Annotated in this window: 30 protein-coding genes; 1 reads left to right on the forward strand and 29 read right to left on the reverse strand. The window is 44.0% G+C overall.

The features are described from left to right. Positions 1-152: 152 nt before the first annotated feature. The 15 genes from ACZ07B_RS15315 to ACZ07B_RS15385 form a co-directional block, all read right to left on the reverse strand. Entirely contained in the window at positions 153-311 is a 159-nt protein-coding gene (locus ACZ07B_RS15315; RefSeq protein WP_124059325.1) for a hypothetical protein, read from the reverse strand. 210 nt (positions 312-521) lie between these two features. Beyond that, complete coding sequence (locus ACZ07B_RS15320) at positions 522-704, reverse strand: hypothetical protein (RefSeq protein WP_464877387.1); 183 nt, start codon at positions 702-704, stop codon at positions 522-524. 297 nt (positions 705-1,001) lie between these two features. Next, entirely contained in the window at positions 1,002-1,190 is a 189-nt protein-coding gene (gene csbD / locus ACZ07B_RS15325) for a stress response protein CsbD (RefSeq protein WP_003227718.1), read from the reverse strand. 72 nt (positions 1,191-1,262) lie between these two features. After that, on the reverse strand, positions 1,263-1,742 hold the full coding sequence (locus ACZ07B_RS15330) for a hypothetical protein (protein ID WP_014478240.1): 480 nt from the start codon (positions 1,740-1,742) through the stop codon (positions 1,263-1,265). A gap of 155 nt (positions 1,743-1,897) precedes the next feature. Beyond that, positions 1,898-3,031: a response regulator aspartate phosphatase RapB gene (gene rapB, locus ACZ07B_RS15335; protein ID WP_464877388.1), complete on the reverse strand. Its 1,134-nt coding sequence runs from the start codon at positions 3,029-3,031 to the stop codon at positions 1,898-1,900. 191 nt (positions 3,032-3,222) lie between these two features. After that, positions 3,223-4,248, reverse strand: a complete 1,026-nt coding sequence (gene moaA / locus ACZ07B_RS15340; RefSeq protein ID WP_326383143.1) for a GTP 3',8-cyclase MoaA — start codon at positions 4,246-4,248, stop codon at positions 3,223-3,225. Positions 4,249-4,263: 15 nt separating this feature from the next. Next, a complete protein-coding gene (gene fdhD, locus ACZ07B_RS15345; RefSeq protein WP_014481178.1) occupies positions 4,264-5,052 on the reverse strand; it encodes a formate dehydrogenase accessory sulfurtransferase FdhD in 789 nt (262 codons plus the stop codon). A 232-nt stretch (positions 5,053-5,284) separates the two neighbouring features. Next, positions 5,285-5,446 carry a hypothetical protein gene (locus tag ACZ07B_RS15350; protein ID WP_003227706.1) on the reverse strand — a complete coding sequence of 54 codons (162 nt, stop codon included), beginning with the start codon at positions 5,444-5,446 and terminating at the stop codon, positions 5,285-5,287. A 93-nt stretch (positions 5,447-5,539) separates the two neighbouring features. Beyond that, positions 5,540-6,214, reverse strand: a complete 675-nt coding sequence (locus tag ACZ07B_RS15355) for a vWA domain-containing protein (protein WP_003243553.1) — start codon at positions 6,212-6,214, stop codon at positions 5,540-5,542. 52 nt (positions 6,215-6,266) lie between these two features. Continuing rightward, entirely contained in the window at positions 6,267-6,407 is a 141-nt protein-coding gene (locus ACZ07B_RS15360) for a hypothetical protein (RefSeq protein WP_014478246.1), read from the reverse strand. Between the two features lie 130 nt (positions 6,408-6,537). Continuing rightward, on the reverse strand, positions 6,538-7,221 hold the full coding sequence (locus ACZ07B_RS15365) for a vWA domain-containing protein (protein ID WP_003227700.1): 684 nt from the start codon (positions 7,219-7,221) through the stop codon (positions 6,538-6,540). Positions 7,222-7,606: 385 nt separating this feature from the next. Next, positions 7,607-8,638 carry a stage II sporulation protein D gene (gene spoIID / locus ACZ07B_RS15370; protein ID WP_464877389.1) on the reverse strand — a complete coding sequence of 344 codons (1,032 nt, stop codon included), beginning with the start codon at positions 8,636-8,638 and terminating at the stop codon, positions 7,607-7,609. A gap of 195 nt (positions 8,639-8,833) precedes the next feature. Continuing rightward, positions 8,834-10,144 (reverse strand): UDP-N-acetylglucosamine 1-carboxyvinyltransferase, encoded by a 1,311-nt coding sequence (gene murA, locus ACZ07B_RS15375; protein WP_014478251.1) that lies wholly within the window; start codon positions 10,142-10,144, stop codon positions 8,834-8,836. Between the two features lie 33 nt (positions 10,145-10,177). Then, positions 10,178-10,918, reverse strand: coding sequence for a YwmB family TATA-box binding protein (locus ACZ07B_RS15380; protein ID WP_015483817.1), 741 nt, complete (start codon positions 10,916-10,918; stop codon positions 10,178-10,180). A 134-nt stretch (positions 10,919-11,052) separates the two neighbouring features. Next, complete coding sequence (locus ACZ07B_RS15385; protein WP_003227691.1) at positions 11,053-11,283, reverse strand: DUF1146 family protein; 231 nt, start codon at positions 11,281-11,283, stop codon at positions 11,053-11,055. 169 nt (positions 11,284-11,452) lie between these two features. Here ACZ07B_RS15385 and ACZ07B_RS15390 point away from each other — a divergent pair, with 169 nt between their 5' ends. Beyond that, complete coding sequence (locus ACZ07B_RS15390) at positions 11,453-11,926, forward strand: hypothetical protein (RefSeq protein ID WP_043940215.1); 474 nt, start codon at positions 11,453-11,455, stop codon at positions 11,924-11,926. A 33-nt stretch (positions 11,927-11,959) separates the two neighbouring features. Here the strand turns inward: ACZ07B_RS15390 and ACZ07B_RS15395 are convergent, their stop codons facing one another. The 14 genes from ACZ07B_RS15395 to prpB all read right to left on the reverse strand — a co-directional run bounded on the left by ACZ07B_RS15395 (position 11,960) and on the right by prpB (position 23,148). Next, the gene (locus tag ACZ07B_RS15395; RefSeq protein ID WP_014478254.1) at positions 11,960-12,358 is read right to left on the reverse strand and encodes a F0F1 ATP synthase subunit epsilon; all 399 of its coding nucleotides are present in this window, start codon (positions 12,356-12,358) and stop codon (positions 11,960-11,962) included. Between the two features lie 23 nt (positions 12,359-12,381). After that, positions 12,382-13,803 carry a F0F1 ATP synthase subunit beta gene (gene atpD / locus ACZ07B_RS15400; RefSeq protein ID WP_003227686.1) on the reverse strand — a complete coding sequence of 474 codons (1,422 nt, stop codon included), beginning with the start codon at positions 13,801-13,803 and terminating at the stop codon, positions 12,382-12,384. Between the two features lie 25 nt (positions 13,804-13,828). After that, the gene (atpG, locus tag ACZ07B_RS15405) at positions 13,829-14,692 is read right to left on the reverse strand and encodes an ATP synthase F1 subunit gamma (RefSeq protein ID WP_003244388.1); all 864 of its coding nucleotides are present in this window, start codon (positions 14,690-14,692) and stop codon (positions 13,829-13,831) included. Between the two features lie 76 nt (positions 14,693-14,768). Further along, a complete protein-coding gene (gene atpA / locus ACZ07B_RS15410; protein WP_014478256.1) occupies positions 14,769-16,277 on the reverse strand; it encodes a F0F1 ATP synthase subunit alpha in 1,509 nt (502 codons plus the stop codon). A 16-nt stretch (positions 16,278-16,293) separates the two neighbouring features. After that, positions 16,294-16,839 carry a F0F1 ATP synthase subunit delta gene (locus ACZ07B_RS15415; protein WP_042975497.1) on the reverse strand — a complete coding sequence of 182 codons (546 nt, stop codon included), beginning with the start codon at positions 16,837-16,839 and terminating at the stop codon, positions 16,294-16,296. Then, entirely contained in the window at positions 16,836-17,348 is a 513-nt protein-coding gene (gene atpF / locus ACZ07B_RS15420; RefSeq protein WP_003244051.1) for a F0F1 ATP synthase subunit B, read from the reverse strand. The genes ACZ07B_RS15415 and atpF overlap by 4 nt, the downstream gene beginning before the upstream one ends. Before the next feature lie 162 nt (positions 17,349-17,510). Next, a complete protein-coding gene (atpE, locus tag ACZ07B_RS15425) occupies positions 17,511-17,723 on the reverse strand; it encodes a F0F1 ATP synthase subunit C (RefSeq protein WP_003151167.1) in 213 nt (70 codons plus the stop codon). A 45-nt stretch (positions 17,724-17,768) separates the two neighbouring features. Beyond that, on the reverse strand, positions 17,769-18,503 hold the full coding sequence (atpB, locus tag ACZ07B_RS15430) for a F0F1 ATP synthase subunit A (protein WP_003242621.1): 735 nt from the start codon (positions 18,501-18,503) through the stop codon (positions 17,769-17,771). A 7-nt stretch (positions 18,504-18,510) separates the two neighbouring features. After that, a complete protein-coding gene (atpI, locus tag ACZ07B_RS15435) occupies positions 18,511-18,894 on the reverse strand; it encodes an ATP synthase subunit I (RefSeq protein WP_003243159.1) in 384 nt (127 codons plus the stop codon). A 422-nt stretch (positions 18,895-19,316) separates the two neighbouring features. Next, positions 19,317-19,946: a uracil phosphoribosyltransferase gene (gene upp / locus ACZ07B_RS15440; protein WP_003227670.1), complete on the reverse strand. Its 630-nt coding sequence runs from the start codon at positions 19,944-19,946 to the stop codon at positions 19,317-19,319. A 134-nt stretch (positions 19,947-20,080) separates the two neighbouring features. Then, positions 20,081-21,328 (reverse strand): serine hydroxymethyltransferase, encoded by a 1,248-nt coding sequence (gene glyA, locus ACZ07B_RS15445; protein ID WP_003227669.1) that lies wholly within the window; start codon positions 21,326-21,328, stop codon positions 20,081-20,083. Between the two features lie 206 nt (positions 21,329-21,534). Further along, a complete protein-coding gene (locus ACZ07B_RS15450) occupies positions 21,535-22,077 on the reverse strand; it encodes a TIGR01440 family protein (protein WP_464877390.1) in 543 nt (180 codons plus the stop codon). 12 nt (positions 22,078-22,089) lie between these two features. After that, the gene (gene rpiB, locus ACZ07B_RS15455; RefSeq protein WP_003221910.1) at positions 22,090-22,539 is read right to left on the reverse strand and encodes a ribose 5-phosphate isomerase B; all 450 of its coding nucleotides are present in this window, start codon (positions 22,537-22,539) and stop codon (positions 22,090-22,092) included. Between the two features lie 156 nt (positions 22,540-22,695). Further along, a complete protein-coding gene (gene prpB, locus ACZ07B_RS15460; protein ID WP_014481190.1) occupies positions 22,696-23,148 on the reverse strand; it encodes a protein arginine phosphatase PrpB in 453 nt (150 codons plus the stop codon). Positions 23,149-23,207 lie beyond the last annotated feature (59 nt).

Here is a 23,207-nt window from a genome sequence, read left to right on the forward strand (position 1 = left end):
CTACGAATTTGTGGAGCATGCAGGCGGGACATCACCTCCCTTTCTTCGAGAATGGGGGTCATACGGTAGGGTGCCTTTCAAAGCGGCATGCCGTTTCTTCATCAGCCTTGCCATGGTCAACAACCGTTCCCCTGTCGATTACAGAAAGATAGTCAGCACAGGTTAACGCGTTTTCCAGACTGCGCTCGACTAAGATAACAAATGTCTTTTTTTCTGGAAATTTCTATAATAACTTGTCTGACTAGTTCGACAATTAAAATCTGAATTCCTTCCAATTGTTCATTAAGTAAAATATTTTTCGGATTTACCATCAGCGCTCTGGCGATTGCAAGCTGCTGCTGAGACCGCCTTTTCGTTTTGAACAAACGTTTGATTAAAACAAATAGCCCCCCTGTTTAGCCGGAAGCAGGCCTATGAAGTGGATTGGCCGACTCCATTTCGGCCTAATACAGCGACAATCTGCCCCGGGTGAACCTCCATGCTGAGGCTGTGCTAAACCATCGATTGATCATAACCAGACGTTACATTTCTGATGGCAGCCCGTTGTTTTGCTCCGCAACCGGAAGCATGGCATGGAGGCCAGTCTGAGGCGCCGTCCTCCACGATACCGAGAACCCGATTATTGCCATTAACTCCGCATCATAGACGGACACTTCGCTGATCGCCACCGTTCCTCTTAACGAGTGAAGAATTCCGGCCTTCACTGAATCCCCGCTTGTGTCGATATCAACTGTTTTTTCGCACTCCCGTGGCTTCCGACACTTTCTTCGGTGCAGTACATTCCGTCATCAAAACCCCTTTGTTTGATTTCTCCAAATGATGTTATAAAAGTTTACAACTTATGTCATTATTATATAGAAGAGGCTTATTAATTCAAAGAATATTTAAAAAATTTAGTTACCTTGACCAAATCAGCTTCTTTTTTTGTTATATTTATTCACATCAGAAAAAGCGAACAAAAAAAGACAAGAAACATTTCGTTTCCTGCCTCTTCCGTACGATTAATCTTTATCTGAAAATTTATCCTTGGCTTTCCCGATATCCTTTTGGATTTCGCCTTTTGCCTTATCTTTTTTGCCTTCAGCCTGCATGTCCGTTCTGTCAGCCATATCTCCGACTTTATCCTTCACTTCTCCTTTGGCTTTATTGAAGCCGCCCTTCATTTTGTCTTTTACACTATCGTTACCCATGTTAATTCTCCCCTCTCAATTATGTGTGTACTTGTTACCTTCCCGATCTGAGAGGCAATAAACATTCTAATGTTATTTATCGATTTCGTAGCGCTCTCCGTAACGGAGCACCTTGTATATCGCCAGCCCGTCTGATGACTTTTTCTCTGAATATCGGACCGGCAGCAGGGCAAAAAACACATAATACGTAGAAAAATAGACAAACTGATAGAAAAACACATTCGGCTTTAATACACTGTGTAAAATCAGCAGATTGATTGCAAAAATCGTGATGAGGTTAAACAAGCAGCCCCCTGCATACACGAGTGCATTTGAGAATCGATTGTCAATTTTCAACTCCCCGTACCGGCAAAAAGAATCGATAAAATAAATCGTTCTGAACCGTATGGGTCCAATTTTAAGCAGCGTTTTTCCCATGCCTATATCCAACGATCCTTTTCCGCCAAAAATAAAAGCCATAAAGCTGTGCCCTGAAACATGTATAATCTGTACAAGCGGCAGAACAATGAGGAAAGACCACAGAAACTTCACCATATCATTGAAACCAAACATTGAATTCCCCCTCACATGCATATCTGCATCCCAAAACGGCTTTTGTTCAAAAAACAGTGCTGTAGCGATTTTTCCTGTTCTCCCCGGAAATAAACGTTCCGATGCTCCCCTTTTTTTGCATAAAAAAAAACCATCTGCCAGCAGATGGTTTTGTCTCATACTTCATATAAACAATCGTTCCTTTGAATCATCTCTCTCATGCTGACCGCTTTTTCATAAAAATACACCGCTTCTTTATATTGTTCGCGATGACTGAAATAGGAGGCAGCATCTAAAGCAAATTCTTCAATATATACATACAGGCCCTTTTCTTCCATATAATCAAATACTTCTTGAATCATATCCAAATTGACAGATTCCACATATAATGCCTGCAGAAATTTATATTTTGCCAGACTGAAGAAGTCGTTTCGTTTTTGGGCAATGGCAATCCCTTTTTCATAGTACCGTATCGCAGCTTCGCTATCTTGTTTTTTGAAAAGAACGCGAGTCAGGCTGAAGAGCGCTTTTGGAAGCTGTTCCAGCTGATAATCCTCGAAGACAGGAAGCGCTTTTTCAAAGTATTCGGCGGCCTGATCCAGCTCCCCCTTGTCATCATAGCAATTCCCGATATTATAAAGGGCTGATCCGATCAAACGGGGCTGTCCTTCCAATAAAGCAAGGCGATACGCGTCATCTAAATGTTCAAGCGCTTTTTCATAATTTCTGTAGTCTATGTAGTTTCCTGATATGACGAAATGGCATTGAATTCTTCTGACTCTATAAAAATCGTGAGCCTTATACGTCTCCAGCGCCTGTACAGCGTGGTTCATGGAAAAGTGCGTCTGCTTCATAATATAAAAGACTTCCGCCACTTTAAAATGAAATTCCGCTCTTTCAATTTCATCTTCTACAAACGCAAGCATCTTCTCAGCTTTCCGATAAAAGGATATAGCCGAGATGTAATTGTTCTGTTCAAATTCGTACATTCCTCTAAACAAGTGAAAATAATACTCAGATAATCCGGAGATGCTGTCCTGATTGCTTTCCAGCGTTTTGATCAATTCACGATATTGAAGCTGAGATTCCTCGTGCAGGTCAGGCTTTACATAATCCAGCATAATTTGGTGCCGGTAGCTGATCAGCTGATAATACAGGAGAAGCAGCTGATCCTCTTCCATCTGTTCGATATCTAGATCAATTTCTTTCTTCAGCTTTACGGCATCAGCCACTTGAAATGCTAAAATGTGCTTATACCACTTATTGATTTTCACTCCTACTTGAGATGACGGGATCTCGTACGCGGCCATGCCCCTCCAACCCTTTCTATTTTCTAATTGGTTATATTTTAACATAATGTATGGCTTTGGAATTAAATTTTCTTACAATGATTCCTTCTTTATGCCTATCCTTATATATTTCGGTTTTTATACGTATTTTTTGCACTCGGATTCTAATAAAAAAGCTTATCGGACAGTGCCGATAAGCTTTTGACTTCAAATTAACCGCCAATATAAGACATTTCCACTTTCTTTTTGCCAGATGCTTTTGATAGCGTACGATCGACTGAATACTGATCGATCCGATTTTTCCATACTGTCCCGATCATTTCTGATAGTTCGTCATCACTTAATTCCTGGCGAATCGGAGCTCTGAGGTCAAATCCGCTTGAAGCGAATAAGCAGGTAAACAGCTCTCCTCTCGCAGAAAGACGGGCTCTGTTGCAAGATCCGCAGAACGCATCAGATACAGATGATATGACGCCGATTTCTCCGGAGCCGTCCAAGTAGCGGAATCTGGAAGCCACTTCGCCTATATAATTAGGCGCTATCGGCTCAACCGGCATGTGTTCATTGATCAAATCTATGATTTCCGCCTTTGTCATGACGTCTTTCTTTTCCCATTGGTTGGTGTTGCCTACGTCCATAAATTCAATGAATCTCAGGATATGCCCTTTTTCTTTAAAATAACGGGCCATAGGCAGTATATCTTTTTCATTGACGCCCTTTTGAACGACCATATTGATTTTAACACCGAGCCCTGCTTGCTTCGCCGCTTCAATGCCTTCCAGCACCTTGCTGACAGAAACGCCACGCCCGTTTATCTTCTTAAAACGCTCGTCTTCTAAAGAATCAAGGCTGATCGTAACCCTTTTCAACCCAGCCTCCTTGAGCCTCTTTGCATAAACAGGCAGCAGTGATCCGTTTGTCGTCATCGCGATGTCACGAATACCCGGTATGCGGGCCAGTTTTTTGATTAACTCCGGCATATCCTTTCTCATGAGGGGCTCTCCGCCGGTCAGGCGGATTTTTTCAACGCCAAATCTTGTGACAAACAATGTCGCAAGCCGTTCCAGCTCCTCAAATGAAAGCAGCTCCTCTTTCTTTAAAAAAGGATAATCCGGGCCGAATAATTCGGCGGGCATACAGTACGTGCATCGGAAGTTGCAGCGGTCTGTAACAGAAATGCGAAGGTCTCTCAGCGGTCTGTTTCTTTTATCCAACATCTGACGCGACTCTGTAATCATAGCTACAGCCCCTTCCTATCCCCTGATTCTCTCAGGGTGTGTATATACATTAAATGATCCGTTTCTGACAAATCCAATCGCTGTGATATTCAATTCTTCAGCCATTTGAATCGCAAGCTCCGTCGGGGCCGATTTGGAAATGACAATCGACACGCCGATTTTGGCCGCTTTTAACAGGACCTCTGATGAGATTCTGCCGCTGAACACAATCAGTTTGTCGCGTACGGACATACCGTTTAGAAGGCAGTGTCCGTATAGTTTATCAAGTGCGTTGTGCCGACCGATATCGGTGCGCATTAACAGAAGCTTCTCTGTGTCGCAAAGCGCCGCATTATGGACGCCTCCCGTATCCTGAAACGTCCCGCTCCCTTGCTGCATGTCTTTCATAAGCGCCAAACATGCCTCAGGCGATATCTTGATTTGGCTGACAGCCGTCTTGGCTGTTTTGACATCCTGCTGAAAATAAAAATGACGGCCCTTTCCGCAGCATGAGCCGATCACCCGTTTCGTATAATCCTTTTGATCCAATGTCTCAGGGTGAACGAGGTCGACATATACAAAACCGAGACTTTCATCTATTGTAAACCTTTTAATTTCTTTTTGAAATCGTATAACACCCTCTGATGCGAGAAATCCGATGACAAGCTCTTCGATATGCTCAGGCGTACAAACGAGCGTCACAAATTCACTGCCATTCAGTATCACTGTCAAAGGGAATTCCGTCACCATCCGGTCTTCTACTTTGCTTATTTCCCCTTGTTCATAGCGCCATACATCCCTGACCGCAGTTACTTTATCGTTCAATGTCTCTTCCCCTCCGCAATGTTCCTGCCTTTATATTTTTTCACACTCCTCGGATTTTGTCGAATTCTGAGACACAAAAAGAGCCCTCTATATAAAGGGCTTTCACAGGATGTGATGACGGCGGTGTTTAGGCAGGGCGCCTAAGCATTTAGCCGCGGTTCCTTTTACCAATGTGCATGGAAAACGAACGCGGGGTTTGTCGACACGCTGAGACACTTCTGTATAAAGGACTCTATGTTTGATTATGCTGATTCTTTTTCAGAACCGTAAACAGCACAATAGCTGCGATCAAGGTGAGAATGCTGACAAAAAAGAAGGCTGCCAGTTTTAGAAGAACACCAAGCAATATAAATGCAACGGTGGCTATAAGAAAAATCATTCCGAATAATTTCATATGTTCAACCCCTTTTTAGGGTATCATTCCCGCCCAAACTGTTTTTAAACCAATAAAAAAGGCGCCTGGGGGAGCGCCTGATCTTTAGGTTCCTTACTCAGTAAATTTTTGTGCTTCTTTTTCCCAAGCCTGTTCGAACTCATCCGCACTGTTCGCTGAAATATATTCTCCGCCGCCAGCGACAGCTGCTTGTTTCATCTCTTCATTACCCTTGACATCAAAGTTGAAGCCAATGATGTTTACAATCGTATCCACATTTGATGCACGGAGCTTTTCGATTTCTGCCGCAGGGTCTCCGCCGCACGTTTCTTCACCGTCAGTGATTAAATACACCACGTTTTTCCCGTCTGCGTCAAATGCTTCAAATTCTTTTCTTGTGTCTGCAAGTGCTTTGGCAATCGGTGTCCATCCAGTCGGCTTGAGCTCACTCAATGAATTGTCAAACAGAGACCCTTCATATGGATGAAGGCCGTAAATGGTTTCCGTCGTACTGCACGAAAGGGCTTTACCGGACAGTTTATTGTTCCCTGCATGCCCGAAAACGCGAAGCATAAGATTTGTATCCTTCGGAAGAAGTTCGGCAAAAGATTTTACTGATTTTTTGGCAATGTCTATTTTGCGCTCTCCTCCTGTTTTTTGAACCATGCTTCCGCTTCCGTCAAACAAAACAGCTACATTTGTATCAGCCTGTTTCTCAGCGGCAAAAGACGGGGAGGCAATGGAAACAGTCAACAATCCAATGATACCGGCAGCCAGCAATTTTTTCATACGATTACTTCCTTTCTTTTTCATATTTTCCAACTATATGTTGGATTCTTCTTTATGCTAGAATACGAAAATGCAAAAAGATATAGGACATGCTGCCTTTTGTGCTGCTTTCACGATCTGTCCAAAATCGCTTGAAATGCCGTTCATTTTTAGCCATTTCCGCCCAGAAAGCATAAACAGATTGTGTGATCATTCATTCTTTTTTCGCCTTGATTATGACAGAAAAACGGAAATCTGCTACTATGCTACAGGCAGACAGCTAATTAGTTTTGAAGTTTTTGTTACATACAAAAAGAGGCTGACCATCACCAGCCTCTTTTTTCTTATTTAGATAACATTAGTGATTGCTGAGTGAAAATTTTCTCAACATCTTTTTGGGTATAAGCCGGGAAGTATTCACCGCCGCCTACTTTCGCAATTGCGTTCAGCTGGCCTTTGTATCCCTCTTTATAATCAAAGCCGATCACATTAACAGTGATATTGTCTTTTTGCAGTTCCTTTGCTGTTTTAATCGGGTTTCCTCCGCACGTTTCCTCACCGTCTGTCAGCAGATACACCACTTTTTCCCCTTTTGCATCAAGCTGGTCAAAAGAAGATTTCGCCTCGTTCAGCGCTTTGGCAATTGGCGTCCAGCCAGTCGGCCCAATTGTATTGAGAGAATTGAGGAAGCTTTGCTCATTAAAGCTTTGGAAGCCGTATACGTTGCGAATGGCTTCACATGACTGAACTTTTCCGGAATTTTTATTGTTTCCTTCAGAGCCAAACACGCTCATTTTCACCTGAGTTCCTTCTGGCAGTGAGCTCGCAAACTTTGAAATTTCTTTTTTGGCTGAATTAAATTTAGATACACCGTCTATTCTTTTCGCCATACTTCCGCTGGCATCAAGCAAGACCGCCACGTTCGCCGGCGCTTTAGCCTCCGTTTCTGTCTTTTCAGCTGCAAAAGCAGGTGAAGTTAATCCAAATAGCAATCCTGTCATCATGATCAGTGAAAATCTTTTCTTCATGTTCGTACCCCTTTACCAATTTGTTTCTGCGTGCAGATGTTCAACGCTGAACATAATCTATCGTAATCAACAAAAACCGAGAAATAAATAGGGCGGGCTTCCCCATTGCTGTTGTTTACTTTTGCATAGAAACCTATGTTTTTATTAGTGATTTCCACCTAACGCCCCTATGAAAAGAGAAGATTGTCCGCCTTTCGGCTTTCGTTATATGAGTCTGTCGAAGTCTGTCGACTAATGTGGATGACTTTACCACAATCTCAAAGCCTGAAATCAGGAAAAAAGGACTGATCCTTAAAGACGGTCAGAAGCTCCTCTAAACCGTTTCAGCTGCTCTTAGATAAAAGATATTCAGGAACAGAAAAAGACGCCTAAAGAGCGTCTTTTTCTACTTTTTCGCCATATATTTATTCAAAAACGCATCTGCCTCAGAAATTTGTGTGCCTTGGTAATAGTACTTTACAATGTCATCAACCGTTTTGCCTTCTTTGGCCATAAAATTCGCTCCGTATTGGCTCATCCCCACACCGTGGCCAAATCCTCTCGTCGTGACTGTAATTGTGTCTCCATTTCGCTTCCATTCAAAATCGGCGGAGTTGAGACCCAGCTTTTCACGTATGTCTCTTCCTTTCAGCGTCTTGCCGTTAATGACGGCAGTTGCAACCTGGTGGCCCGGTGTCTCGCCGGTAATCTTCCCTACTGCGCTAGATCCATCCAGCTTGACGCCAAGCTTTTGCTGAAATTCTGCCGCTGTAAAGGTTTTCGTTGCCTTATATTTCGGAGACTTTTTATCCCATGGGCTTTTGACGCTTTTTAAATATGGGATAGCACTTGTCCAATAAGCTTCTGCATTCTCTGTGTAGCCGTTGCTTGTGGAGAAAAAGGAGGCTTCAATCGGCTGGTTGTTGTACGTTAAGATTTTGCCTTGCGTACTGGCTACCGCATCTGTGATTTTCTTCAGTTTTGTCTCATAGCTTGTGCCCCACTGTTTTTTCAGCTCCGCTTTGCTTTTATACACCTGGAACATCTGTGTATCATCCACCAGTGAGCCTTTAGGAGCCTCTACCGCTGAATTTGACACCATCAGTCTGACAATAAATGTTCTGGCGGCGAGCGCCTGGGCTTTCAGCGCTTCAGGTTTAAAGGTTGCCGGCATTTCGGAGGCGACGACTCCAATCACATACTCTTCAAGCGGAATGTCTTCTACGGATTGATTTGCGGTTCGATAGACGGGAATAGAAACAGGTGATGCTTTCAATGTTTCTGCTCCTTTCGATGCTGGTTTCGTGCTGACTGCTGTCTTTTCTGATTCTATGCTGGCCCCCGCTTCCTTATTATGCTGGAATGGTATAACCAAGAGTGTGGGAACCAAGAGAATCAATGCACATAGTACGGATAGTGTGATTGCGAATTGTTTCATATTCAGCTGCCTCCTGCTCGGGATTCGACTCTAGTCTAGTCTATGGGCAGGGACAAGCTAATATGACTCTCGTTTTGGACAGAAACTTTATTTGTCATTTACGTATTCTTTTTTGCTATTTTGCGCATAATGATGATAATACACAAAAAATAAAAAACCAGTATGCCAGAGTGACATACTGATTTTCAAGTAAGTTTATGCATTTAAGTCAGAAACGACTTCTTTATTCTCTTGCTCAGAAGCAGACTCATCATTTACACGTTCGATGTCTGCGCCCAGAGCGGCAAGCTTCTTATGGAAATCAACGTAACCGCGGTCTAAGTGCTTCAATTCAGTAACACGTGTGTGACCTTCAGCCACTAACCCCGCAAGAATCAGCGCTGCACCTGCACGCAAATCAGTCGCTGCAACTTCAGCTCCCTGAAGCTGTACAGGACCGTTAATGATGACAGAACGTCCTTCAATCTTGATATCACCATTCATACGGCGGAATTCTTCCGCATGCATAAAACGGTTTTCAAAAACGGTTTCTGTAATCATGCTTGTGCCGCTTGCACGAAGCAGAAGCGCCATCATTTGTGACTGCATATCAGTCGGGAAGCCCGGGTGAGGCATTGTTTTGATGTCAATCGGTTTAAGTTCTTTCGGGCCGATGACACGCAGACCTTCACCTTCATCCTTAATTGTTACACCCATCTCTTCCATTTTTGCAATTAAAGAGGTGAGGTGCTCAGGAACCGCTCCTTTTACTAATACGTTTCCTTCAGTGATTGCAGCAGCAACCATAAATGTGCCCGCTTCAATACGGTCAGGAATAATATGGTGTTTTACGCCGTGAAGCTTTTCGACTCCTTCAATTTTGATGGTGCCGGTGCCAGCTCCGCGGATTTTTCCGCCCATGCCGTTGATATAGTTTGCTAAATCAACGATTTCGGGTTCTTTTGCCACGTTTTCCAGCGTTGTTGTTCCTTCAGCTAGAGCGGCTGCCATAATCAGGTTCTCTGTAGCTCCTACACTTGGGAAGTCCAGATAAATTTTTGCGCCTTGCAGTCGGCCTTTTACTTCAGCTTCAATGAAGCCATTACCGACTTTGATTTCTGCGCCCATTGCTTCAAAACCTTTTAAATGCTGATCAATCGGTCTGGAACCAATTGCGCATCCGCCCGGAAGTGCAACTCTTGCATGACCTGTACGCGCAAGAAGCGGCCCCATGACAAGCACAGACGCACGCATTTTACGAACATATTCAAAAGGTGCTTCAGTTTGCAAAGCGTATGAAGCATTTACAGTCACTTCATTATTTTCAAAATGCACATCTGCTCCTAAATGACGCAACACTTCGTTAATTGTATATACATCGGAGAGCGTAGGTACATCACAAATTACGCTTTTTTCTTCACTTGCTAATAAAGATGCAGCGATAACAGGTAAAACGGCATTTTTAGCGCCTTCAACTTTGACTGTGCCGTTTAACTTCTGACCGCCGCGGACGATGATTTTTTCCAAGGTATTCCCCTCCGCGTCCCTAAATTCTCTATATTAATATTCAGTCGTAACGATTGGTGTGCCAACCGTAACGGTATGTTTTCCGCCCATTCCTGCACTTCTAAGTGCAATTTGCAAATTCATTTTATGTTTCGAGGTCATAATGTACTCTTCCCACTCATCTGTAAACGCAGAAATAGAAACGAAATTTGGCTCAACTACATGTTCTACTGATCTTGCTTGAAATTCATTTAATAACTGATTTGCTTTTTTTTGCAAAACAATATTCATATTATCATCTAAGTGACCATTTAGACAAGTAAAAATAACTACTTTTTCTTGGAATATCCCAAGTGTCTCCCGTTCAAACTGTTCATATGTATCATTCCAGCTATCCGGTGTCTCTAGACTCATTTGCTCATATAATAAATACGAAGTTGGATTGTGTTTTTTGAGGGTTGTGACAAGCTGCAGTCTAAAAGAAGTACGATTTTTTTTGTCAGTATATGTGCCAATTGCCTTTATCATTTTATCTTCCCGTGCAATCACCCAATCATATTGACGATACTCTGATTTTAAACGTTGCACTTTTTGATAAAATTCTTTTTCGGTCAGTGACATGTTTTGTTTTGCATGCAATGTCCACTTATCTATTGACACATCTTGGCGTTCCATCCCCTCTGCCATTTGTGCTAACGGCGTTAATTCACTCGCATGGATGGTATGGAAAACAGCAATGACGAAGCTTAACATGACGGAAATGATAATAGCGTGGCTTACTTGTTTTTTCTTCATGTTCATCTCTCCCCCTTATCCCCAGTTTTACCGGAGGCAAGAGGCGCCATACGTAAAAATCTTCGTCAAAACTCGAGCTATTCGCTTCAACCCGCTTCTCCCAACCATTTAATGATAATAATGTTCAAAACCTATTAAAATAGATAGGGAAGCTGCTGTGAATAATTGAGATAATCTAAAAAGAAATTGGCAACGGCCGTTCCAATGGCAATTGTCAGCAAAATCATCAGGAGTCTTGCCTGCACGACTTTGCCTTTTTTGATTAACGGATCTATATTGACGGCTTGCAACGCCCACCAAGTCACTGCTATAAAAATCAGGTGAACGACAATGCCGATTGCAGCCTGCTGTCCCAATACACTCATCTATTACACTCCTTTCTCTGCGTTCATACCCTTTCTTATTATATAAGAAGCACAGATAAAGATGATACATTTTATACAGAACGGAATAATCAGCCAAATCTAGGGCTAATCCCCGCTTAAAGTGCGATTCTTTTACATGGTATACTTTATTGGAAAGGAGCTGGCAAATGTGAATCATTCTTTTTTTCAGCCTGAAAAGCAATATGGTGAGGACCTGCCAATTTTTGATCAGGAATGGGAAGCAATTGCATTCTATTATGATTATAGACAGTCACAGATTGAAGAACTGAATGAATTGTGTCAGTTTTTTAACATTTCTCTTACCTATACGAGAGAAAGCCTTGAAGAGCTTGAAAACCTCTATTTTCAAAGTATACAAGAACTTTTGCTTGCTGATTGGAATCTTCCTATTGAAGAATTCGAGAAAATGATCAGTGTTTATCTTATAGATTGCGTGATTGCCCGCCATGAAGATGCTGAATGGGTTGTAAAACCTTATCCCTATAAAGACGGCGCTTATACACTTGGCTTTAGAAGACATCGCAAATCGTGGCATACAATGAATGCCTGTGATGGTTTATACCTGCGCCAAAAAGAGGATCGCCCGCTGCTGTCGCTGTTTGATTCTCTTGTTCGTTCATAAAAAAATCCTTCTCATAAAGAGAAGGATTTTTTCTTATTTCCCTGCTACATCCAATCTGTTCAAAGCCCGCTGTAACGCAAGCTCAGCCCGACGAATGTCAGTATCATCTGATTGAGAATTCAAACGCTCCTGCGCCCGCTGGCGTGCAGCTTCAGCGCGCTCTTTATCGATGCCTTCCGCTGTCTCGGCAGCCTGGGCAAGGATGGTGACCTGATCAGGACGGACTTCTACAAAACCGCCGCTGACGGCAACCATTTCAGTCTGCCCGTCTTTTTTCAGACGGACAGCGCCGATTTTAAGAGGAGCCACGGTTGGAATATGGCCTGGCAAAATACCGAGATCGCCGCTTTCGGCTCTCACACTCACCATTTCGATATCCGCATCGTATACTGGGCCGTCGGGAGTAACGATATTGACTTTAACGGTCTTCATGCTTTTACCCTCCTAGGACCAGATTAAACTTCTACACCCATTTCTTTTGCTTTCTCAACAACTTCTTCGATACGGCCTACAAGACGGAACGCATCTTCTGGAAGATGGTCGTATTTACCGGCTAAGATTTCTTTGAAGCCTTGTACCGTCTCTTTTACAGGCACGTAAGAACCTTTTTGTCCAGTGAACTGTTCAGCCACGTGGAAGTTCTGAGAAAGGAAGAACTGGATACGGCGTGCGCGGTGAACGACAAGTTTGTCTTCCTCGCCTAATTCATCCATACCGAGAATCGCAATGATATCTTGAAGCTCTTTGTAACGCTGAAGCGTTGACTGTACTTCACGCGCAACTGCATAATGCTCTTCTCCGACAATTTCAGGAGCAAGGGCGCGTGATGTAGATGCCAACGGATCAACCGCAGGGTAAATACCCATTTCAGTTAATTTACGCTCAAGGTTTGTTGTCGCATCCAAGTGAGCGAACGTTGTCGCCGGCGCCGGGTCAGTGTAGTCATCGGCAGGCACGTAGATCGCCTGGATAGATGTAACTGATCCAACGTTCGTAGACGTGATACGCTCTTGGAGCTGACCCATCTCAGTTGCAAGCGTCGGCTGATAACCAACCGCTGAAGGCATACGGCCAAGAAGGGCTGAAACCTCTGAACCCGCTTGTGTGAAACGGAAAATGTTATCGATGAAGAACAGTACGTCCTGTCCTTGTACATCACGGAAGTGCTCAGCCATTGTAAGGCCTGTCAAAGCAACACGCATACGTGCGCCCGGCGGCTCGTTCATTTGTCCGAATACCATGGCTGTTTTGTTGATTACGCCAGAGTCACTCATTTCGTAGAAAAGGTCGTTCCCTTCACGAGTACGCTCTCCTACGCCGGCGAATACAGAGATACCGCCGTGCTCTTGCGCGATGTTGTTGATTAATTCCTGGATTAATACGGTTTTACCTACACCGGCACCACCGAACAATCCGATTTTACCGCCCTTAATGTAAGGAGCAAGCAAATCAACAACTTTAATACCTGTTTCAAGAATTTCAACTTCTGTTGAAAGCTGATCGAATGAAGGCGCCTGTCTGTGAATCGGATCCTTTTTCGCATCCGCAGGAACCGGCTCATTCAAATCAATATTTTCTCCGAGAACGTTAAATACACGTCCAAGTGTTACATCACCAACCGGTACTGAGATTGGCGCTCCTGTATCTACAGCTTCCATACCGCGCTGAACACCATCCGTAGATGCCATTGCGATTGTACGGACTGTATCATCACCTAAATGAAGAGCGACCTCAAGCGTTAAATCAATACCTACTTCGTTTTCACTTGCAGCTGGCTGTGAAATTTTAATCGCATTATAAATTTCAGGCAAGTGACCGTCTTCAAAACGCACGTCGACGACCGGTCCTAATACCTGGCTAACGCGTCCTTTCTTCATCGCTATCCCTCCTGACAAAATCTTTCTATTCTAAAGCGGCTGCTCCGCCGACAATTTCCGTAATTTCTTGTGTGATGGCTGCTTGGCGAGCGCGGTTGTAAGAAAGCGAAAGTGAATCGATAAGTTCCTTCGCGTTGTCTGTCGCGTTTTTCATCGCCGTCATTCTTGCAGCGTGCTCACTTGCTTTACTGTCAAGAAGCGCACCGAAGATTAAGCTTTCTGCATATTGAGGAAGCAAAACCTCCAGAACCTCCTCTTCAGATGGTTCAAATTCATAAGACGCCGTTCTTTTTCCGCCGCCGCTGCCCAAATCAGATAACGGCAGAAGTTTTTTCTCCGTTACTTCTTGAGTAATGGCGCTGACAAAATGGTTATAAACAAGGTGCAATTCATCAAACGCACCGTCTATAAACATTTGGATCGTTTGACGGGCAAGATCTTTAATTTCTGTAAACGTCACTTCATCCCCAAGTCCTGTTAACTCGGAAATGATCGGAATCTCACGTTTCTTAAAGAAATCACGGCCCACTCTTCCGATGGCAATCACCGCATACTCATCCTTAGACTGATGACGTTCTTGCATGGCCTGATAAGCACTCCGTAAAACCGAACTGTTAAAAGCGCCGGCAAGACCGCGGTCAGACGTAATGACAAGGTATGCCGTTTTTTTCACTTCTCTGCTGAGAAGCATCGGATGCTTTACGTTGCCGGAAACTCTTCCGACGTTTGACACAACCTCTTGGATTTTATCCATATATGGCACAAATGATTTTGCATTGTTTTCAGCACGATTCAGCTTAGCCGCAGATACCATCTGCATGGCTTTTGTAATCTGACTTGTTTTTTTCGTTGACGTGATCCTTGACTTAATATCGCGTAATGAGGCCAAAGATTTCACCACCTTTTCTCTTCATCTGCGTAAAAAGAGAGAAAAAGAGAACCTTTTTCTCTCATCAGCATTCGAGTTAGTTGCTTGGTGCAAATGTGCGTTTGAAGCCTTCGATTGCAGCTTTGAAGTCTTCATCAGCAGGAAGGTTTCCTGTTTTCGCAATTCCGTCAAGCAGGTCTTTATGGTTTTGGTCAAGGTACATGTAGTACTCTTCTTCAAAACGTCTGATATCCGCCACAGGAATATCATCGAGATATCCTTTAGTCAGCGCATAAAGAATGGCTACTTGCTTTTCAACCGGAAGCGGCTTGTTCAGATCCTGCTTCAGCACTTCAACTGTACGTGCACCGCGGTTCAGTTTTGCCTGAGTCGCTTGGTCGAGGTCAGAACCGAATTGAGCGAATGCTTCCAGCTCACGGTATGACGCAAGGTCAAGACGCAAAGTACCTGATACTTTTTTCATCGCTTTGATTTGCGCTGAGCCGCCGACACGGGATACAGACAATCCGGCGTTGATCGCTGGACGTACGCCTGAGAAGAACAAATCAGATTGCAGGAAGATCTGTCCGTCGGTGATGGAAATGACGTTCGTCGGAATATAAGCAGAGATATCTCCGGCTTGTGTTTCTACGAACGGCAGAGCTGTAATTGATCCTGCGCCTTTCGCGTCGCTAAGCTTTGCTGCACGCTCAAGCAGACGGGAATGAAGATAGAATACATCCCCAGGGAACGCTTCACGGCCTGGCGGACGGCGAAGAAGCAAGGACAGCTCACGGTAAGCAGCCGCTTGTTTAGAAAGATCATCGTATACAACAAGAACGTGCTTGCCGCTGTACATAAATTCTTCTGCCATTGTAACCCCAGCATACGGTGCCAGGTACAGAAGCGGTGCCGGCTGTGACGCAGACGCCGTTACAACAATTGTATAATCAAGCGCGCCGTGTTTACGCAATGTTTCTACTACGCCGCGGACTGTTGATTCTTTTTGACCGATCGCAACATATACGCAGATCATGTCTTGGTCTTTTTGGTTCAGGATCGCATCGATCGCAACAGATGTTTTACCTGTTTGACGGTCACCGATGATCAGCTCACGCTGGCCGCGGCCGATTGGAATCAGTGCATCGATCGCTTTGATACCGGTTTGAAGCGGTTCATGAACGGATTTACGGTCCATAACGCCTGGTGCAGGGCTCTCAATCGGACGAGTTTTGCTTGTAAGGATCGGGCCAAGTCCGTCTACAGGCTGGCCTAACGGATTTACAATACGGCCGATTAACTCTTCACCAACAGGAACCTCCATGATGCGGCCTGTTCTTTTTACTTCGTCTCCCTCACGGATCTCACTGAAAGGTCCTAAGATGACGATACCTACGTTTGATTCCTCAAGGTTTTGAGCCATACCCAAAACACCGTTTGAAAATTCGACAAGTTCACCGGCCATACAGTTGTCAAGGCCGTGCACACGTGCAATACCGTCACCGACTTGGATGACTGTACCTACGTCTTGAACTTCAATATCAGATTGATAATTTTGTATTTGCTGTTTTATCAGCGTGCTAATCTCTTCAGCTTTGATGCTCACTTAGGTTTCACCCCTTCTATCGATTTTCCCCGGCTAATTGACGTTCAATGCGCTGAAGCTTCCCGCTTACGCTGCCGTCATAAATCCGGTTTCCAATGCGGACTTTAATGCCGCCTATTAAATCCGTCTGCACTTCATTTCTGATTCTCAGCGAAGCGACTCCGGCTTTTTTTGCAAACACTTGTGATAATGGTAAAATTTCCGCATCCGTCAGCGGTTTCACTGAATATACGATTGCGTCTTCTGTTTGACGGGCCTCATTTGCGAGTTTGATAAACTCATCTGTGAGCTCAGGCACAATCGCGGCACGATGGCGGTCAATCAAAAGAAAAATCGTATTAAGCACGGACTGTGACAAAGAGCCAAATGCATTTTGGATCAGCTCTTTTTTCTTCACAGCCGGCACCTTCGGATGGTTCAACACATCATTAAGCGCTTTTTCATTTTGAAATACTTGTTTTACAACAGTTAGCTCTTCTTCTACTTGATTCAGCTGAGCGGACTCATTGGCTATATCAAAAAGAGCTGATGCATATCGTTTAGAGACAGCTGATCCACTCATCGGCTTTCTCCTACCTCTTTAAGATAGTCCTGGATCAATTTCTCTTGCGCTTGTTCATCCAGTTCTTTTTCGATCACTTTCGACGCAATCATGACAGAAAGAGACGCTACTTGCTCACGGAGAGCAGAAACCGCCTGTTCTTTTTCCTTCACGATTTCAGTTCTTGCTGCTTCTTTCAGACGTTCAGATTCTGCACGTGCAGCCTGAATAATCTCTTCTTTTTGCTTCTCTCCCAGTTTCTTTGCGTTTTCGATAAGAGTTTGGGATTCCTGTCTTGCTTCTTTTAAAAGAACGCGCTGCTCTTCAATCAGCTGCTGCGCTTCTTTATTTTTTTCTTCAGCAGACGTAATTTCTCCAGCGATGTGGTCTTCACGCTGTTTCATTATGTTTAATAGCGGCCCTAAAGCGTATTTCTTCAGAAGCGCTAATAAGATTAACATAGCTAACAGTTGGAACAGGATATCTCCGCCGTTAAACGACAATCCTAGTTCAAGTGGTAATTGAGACATCTACTACGGCAACTCCCTTCTGCAGGTTTTTCTTTGCTGATCCAGCAGCCGCACTTGTCTCTTTTCAGCCGGCAAGGCGGGATGCTTATCAGACATAAAGCAATGGCGAAGGTTCTCTTGGAATGATCTTCGCCATTTTTAGTTCATATAAGGCTTTTATGCTTAGCCAAAGAACGCTAAGAATGCGATAACGACAGCGATAATAGGAAGGGCTTCAACTAATGCGATACCCATGAACATAAGAGTTCTCAGTTCTTTACCTGCTTCCGGCTGACGGGCAATCCCCTCTACCGTACGTGAAACAATCAAACCGTTACCAATACCTGCACCAAGTGCGCCTAAACCAATTGCAATCGCAGCTGCTATTAAATTCATGAAAAAGTTCCTCCTTTAAAATGTTATCCGTTTGGATATAATGTTTTAATGATCATGACTGATTTTATGAGACATGTACACCATCGTCAGCATTGTAAAGATAAATGCCTGGATAGCACCAATAAATAAACTGAATGCTTGCCATGCCAGCATCGGCAGAATGGCACCGATTGTACCGACAAGACCGAGAGCCACGCTTTGCGAATAATGGCTTGTTGCTAATCCCGCAAGCAGGCCGAGAAGAATCTCACCGGCGAAGATGTTACCATACAGCCGCAAACCTAGAGTCAGCGTATTCGCAAACTCTTCGATGATTTTCATCGGGAGCATGAATGGAACAGGTCTTAAATAGTCTTTGGAATATTCCTTGAGCCCTTTCATCTTCACACCATAGTAGTGGGTTAAAGCAACAACCATCACGGCTAGCGTTAATGTAATGGCAGGATCGGCTGTCGGAGACTTCCACCAGAGCTCATGTCCGATTGTAATAGAGAACGGCAGCCCCAGCATATTCGACACAAATATGTACATCAGCAATGTGACACCAAGTGCCAAGAAGTTAGCCCCTGTTTTTAAATCCATTGTACTGCCAATAATATTGCGGACGAAATCAACAATCCATTCCATAAAGTTCTGGGCTTTTCCGGGACGGATCGAAAGCGTTCTTGTCGTCAATATAGCAATCAATAAAACAATCACACTCGCCACAGTAATCATCAGAATGTTTGTCAGATTAAAAGTAAGACCTAGAAATTCTATAGTTCTGTAACCATGATTCAAAGGGTTTTCACCTCTCTTCCATTGATGAACGTTTAAGCTGGATAAAGGAATCTATCATAATGACAGGGTATATTGTCATTAATCCAATAACTGTACTTGCCATATGAAAATATTCGGGATTTTTATAGGCAACAGCCACAGCAAGAATCGCATTGCACCACCGCGCTGCGCTCCCGAGAGATCGTATGGACTTTCCTTTCTCAACAGCTCTGTCAAAAGCATTCATTCTCCTGACGAGCAGTAAAAAATTAAACAAACTGAAAACAGTTCCCAGAATAAGGCCTAAAAAAACGGTTTTATACGCTGTTAAACCATAACCCAGTACATACACTGCCAAAATGAACAATAAATATTTGCGTTGTCTGCTAAATGTAAGCTTGGGATCGTCCATCAATTATCTGTCTCCTGATGAAAAAATAATGTATAGCTTGGATACGGCAAAAATCAGCGGTTAACCCTTAGTAGAAGACCTTTTTTGACCGGCAAAACGGGCCTGTTCGAAAAAATCATTCATCCGCAAGCCTTGCAGGGATGCTGTTTCATTCGCTTAAATAAATCCTCATAATACGGGTTTGCTGAGAGGATTTACATTGAGGATGAGGACTATAATGAAAGCTATGAAAACCTTCTCATAATACCCTCGTTTAGCATACAATAGCCCCTAACATGTGTCAATCTGTTTAAAGTTAAAAAACTTTTTATACTTTACGTCTCCACAGAATGTTCACATTTTCACCTATAATTGTATACAGATTCACCGAATAGCAAAAAACTGGATAAAAAAATGAAACCCCCTTTTGGGGATTTCATTTTTTATTTTGTTCCAAACATGCGGTCACCCGCATCTCCGAGACCTGGAACAATATAACCTTTTTCATTTAATTTTTCATCTAGCGCCGCAATGTAAATATCAACGTCCGAATGATGCTTCTGCAATTCTTCCACACCCTCCGGCGCTGCTACAAGACACATGAAACGGATATTTTTCGCACCGCGTTTTTTAAGGCTGTGAATGGCTTCAACTGCGGAACCGCCTGTAGCGAGCATCGGGTCAACCACGATGAATTCACGCTCTTCCACATCAGAAGGAAGCTTGACATAGTATTCCACGGGTTTTAAGGTTTCTGGATCACGGTAAAGGCCGACATGTCCCACTTTTGCCGCAGGAATCAGCTTTAAAATGCCGTCAACCATTCCCAATCCTGCTCTGAGGATAGGAACCACTCCGAGTTTTTTCCCTGAGATGACTTTCGATTTCGCAGCCTGAACCGGTGTATTGATATCCACCTCTTCCAGAGGAAGATCGCGGGTAATTTCAAATGCCATGAGTGTAGCTACTTCATCTACTAACTCTCTAAAATCCTTCGTACCTGTATTTTCATTCCGTATATATGTCAGCTTGTGCTGAATTAAAGGATGATCAAATACATAAACCTTTCCCATACTGTGTTTCAGCTCCTTTTTTATTGTCCCATCAACAATTACACACTTCTATTGATTCTACAAAAAAAGACATTGAGTTTCAAGAACATCGTCAAAAAACCCGCCGGGCATAAGCCCAAGCGGGTTTTAGGATCTTAATAATCTAATTCTTTATATAAAGGAAATTTATCAGTCAGAGCAGCTACACGCTGTCTTGCTTCTTCAAGTTTTCCTTCGTCTTCGTGGTTTTTCAATGCAAGCGCAATGATAGCACCGACCTCTTCTAAAGCGTCTCCGTCAAAACCGCGGCTAGTTACAGCAGCTGTACCAAGACGGATGCCGCTTGTTACGAAAGGTTTTTCAGGATCATATGGAATCGCGTTTTTGTTAGACGTAATACCGATTTCATCAAGTACATGCTCCGCAACCTTACCAGTCAGTCCGAGCGAACGAAGGTCAACAAGGATAAGGTGGTTGTCTGTTCCGCCTGAAACGAGCTGGATGCCCTCTTTCGTTAAGGCTTCAGCCAGACGTTTCGCGTTTGAAATGACGTTTTGTGCATATGTTTTGAAATCGTCCTGCAATACTTCACCGAATGAAACAGCTTTTGCGGCAATAACGTGCATCAGAGGGCCGCCTTGAATTCCAGGGAAGATCGATTTATCAATTTTCTTGCCAAACTCTTCACGGCAAAGGATCATACCGCCGCGAGGACCGCGAAGTGTTTTATGTGTTGTTGTTGTAACGAAATCAGCGTAAGGAACCGGGTTTGGATGAAGGCCTGCCGCAACAAGTCCTGCGATATGTGCCATATCCACCATGAAGTAAGCGCCGACTTCATCAGCAATTTCACGGAATTTCTTAAAGTCGATTGTACGAGGATACGCACTTGCTCCTGCTACGATAAGCTTCGGTTTATGAGCGAGGGCTTTTTCACGCACGTCATCGTAATCAATATATTGAGTTTCTTTATCTACGCCGTACTCAACAAAGTTATATTGAACACCGCTGAAGTTGACTGGGCTTCCGTGTGTTAAATGGCCGCCGTGGGAGAGGTTCATCCCAAGTACAGTATCGCCTTGCTCCAAAATCGTGAAGTACACTGCCATGTTTGCTTGTGCGCCTGAATGAGGCTGAACGTTTACATGCTCCGCTCCAAAGATTTCCTTCGCGCGGTCACGGGCGATATCTTCAACGACATCGACGTGCTCGCATCCGCCGTAGTAGCGTTTGCCAGGATATCCTTCTGCGTATTTATTTGTCAAAACAGATCCTTGTGCTTCCATAACCGCTTCACTTACAAAGTTCTCAGAAGCAATCAATTCGATCTTAGTCTGTTGGCGTTCACGCTCATTTTTAATGGCGTTAAACACTTGTTCGTCTTGCGCAGGTAAATGTTTCATCAGCGAGATCCTCTCCTATCCGTATCCTGTTCTTTGTTTTTACCATCACTATTGTACATGGTTTTTAAGGCCGATGTAAAAGATTATTTTTAAAAAATCTAAATTTTTATTGGTAAAAACGAATATTGATAACTTAAATTTAATTTAAAGTTCGGAATTTATTTCACTGTCTTAAAATAAAAGAAAAGACTGGCTATGCAGTCCTTTCATTCGCACTCATAAACCGCCCGCACTCCGCCGATTAGTTTCGGCCGTGTACGCGCCAATGTCACATGAGCTGAACCGAGGCTGTTTTGAGAGACACGCACAGGGACAGCCACCGGCTTCAGATGCATGCCGATAAACGTATCGCCTATATCAATTCCGGCGTCAGCCTGAATGGTTTCAACAAGAACAGGAGACTTCATCTGCTTAAACGCATAAGACGCCATCGCTCCGCCCGCTTTTGGAACGGGCACGGCGGAAACGGTTGGAAGCCTGAACAGCTTGGCCGTTTCTGCTTCGACGACAAGCGCTCTGTTTAAATGCTCGCAGCATTGAAATGCCAGATGGATTCCCGTTTTTTCCCGAAGCTCGGCAAGTCCGCTGTAGATGCTTTCAGCGATATCTACACTGCCCGATGTGCCGATCCGGCTGCCGGCCACTTCGCTCGTGCTGCATCCAAGGACGAAGAGCTGATCTTGTTTCAATTCCGCTTGCTCCTGAAACTCAGACAGCATCGTCTTCCACGTTTGTTTCAACTCATTCATTAAACAGCACCCCTACAGGTTTTTCTCTTCATAATCTGAGATTTTTCCAATACGCGTTTGGTGTCTTCCCCCGGTAAACTCAGTAGTCAGCCAGATTTTTGCGATTTCCCGAGCCAAACCAGGTCCGATCACCCGTTCACCCATCGCAAGGATGTTTGTGTCATTATGCTCCCTCGTCGCCTTCGCGCTGAAGGTATCGTGCGCCAGCGCGCAGCGAATCCCTTTTACTTTATTAGCGGAAATGCTCATGCCGATGCCTGTCCCGCAAATTAAAATGCCTCTGTCAACTTCGCCGCTAACCACTTTTTCGGCCACCGGAAAAGCATAATCCGGATAATCGACAGAGCCGCTGCCGCAGTCACAGCCCATATCAATATATTCAATTTGCAATTCGTCCATTAACTCTTTGATTTCATTTCGAATGTGAACGCCGCCATGATCCGATGCAATGGCTACTTTCATCTGCTTTTCCTCCCAGCGTGTGTGATGCGGCCCGCCCGCTTTATTGACCGCGCAGCCTGTCCGCTCTTTGATTCACACCATATGATGTGCTTTTCACTATATTCTACTCCTTCACGCAGGATTTGCAAATGACCTGTTTGCAGATTTTCTGACAACTTATCTACGGTCTTTTTTCAGCTGTTTTGCCAGCTGCCGAAGAAGCTCTTCAAGCTCATCTCGCGTTTGTTTATAGATGTCAATTGAGCCGCCGAACGGATCGATGACATCACCATGGCTGCCTGTAACATATTCTTTTAACGTAAACACTTTATCACGATAACGTCCAAATTGGCTGGCAATGATCTGTTTGTGCTGATGGGTCATAGCCAGAACCAAATCAGCCGATTCCATAAGTTCTTCAGTTAATGGAGAAGACACATGATTAAGGGCAATGTGTTTTTCAAACAGCGCTTCGACTGCATGAGGCGTCGCTTTCCCATTAGGCGAAGCAAACACGCCTGCCGAGCGGACATTGACATTCAGCCCTTCCATTTCTGCAATTGATTTAAAAAGCGCCTCAGCCATTGGGCTGCGGCACGTATTTCCAGTACAGACAAAAATAATATCCATGTCAGTCACCCCTTATTTTTCTCTATTATATATGAAGAAAAAAGAAACGGCGACTTCGT

It is taken from the genome of Bacillus sp. 9.4, from assembly GCF_055486415.1.